1 protein-coding gene is annotated in these 813 nt (G+C 26.1%); it reads right to left on the bottom strand.

From position 1 onward, the window contains the following. The coding region (locus U881_RS0100845) for a plasmid maintenance protein (protein ID WP_024652958.1) at positions 1-502 on the bottom strand (502 nt) is incomplete at its 3' end. Positions 503-813 lie beyond the last annotated feature (311 nt).

The raw sequence follows: 813 nt of genomic DNA, 5'->3' as shown, positions 1-813 counted from the left end.
TCTTCTCTTTATTATTTATTATTATATTATTATTAAAACACTCCCATGTTTTAGCACTCCCATACTTTCCATTGCCATGTTTTTCATTGCTATGCTTTTCATTGCTATGTTGATTAACAGCCTTTTCAAGATTTTCATAATGTTTATTCACACGCTTTTGGAACCTTTCTTCTTTTTTTTCTCGAAAAAATTTATTGATTCTTCGATTGCATATTTTTTTAGGATATTTGAGCTTGTAGTAGACTTCAGTGCCACAATTTTCACCTAAATGTTTGTGGTAGTTTTCAGTTACTTCTATTGTTTTGCCCAGTTTGTATAAGTAACTTTGAAGTGTCTTCATTTTAATTTCTTTCTGACCATTTTGTCTTAAGTTTCGGTTGAAATAATAGAGTATTTTGTTTTGATTGTATTGTTTGAACATTGAGTTCATAAAATCTAATGTTGATATTAATATGATTAACATGTGCTGATGTTTATTGGTAGGTTTTTTTATACCTTTCATTTTAATCTCCTAGTCTATGTGTTTACTAATAATATGATAATGCAATAACTATTTAAAAGTAAACCCATTTATAATAAAAAAACTTTTTTATACAAATTTAACAAAAAAATTATATCAATAATTTAGCAAAAAAAGTTGACAAAACCAAGTTTTTGCTGTAATTTTATTTTTGTAAATAACTAGATTAGGAGATTAAAAATGAACACAAGTATATCAAAAAAATTTAACAAAGGAGAAAGTATGCATCATATCGGTGTACAAGCTCAAAGAATATTTGAAGGTTTTGAAGCATTTTTGCCACAAATTCAAGA

The organism is Borrelia persica No12 (assembly GCF_000500045.1).
Lineage (GTDB): Bacteria > Spirochaetota > Spirochaetia > Borreliales > Borreliaceae > Borrelia > Borrelia persica.
Note: the sequence above shows the minus strand (reverse complement) of the source record. Positions and strands in the feature narration are given on the sequence as shown.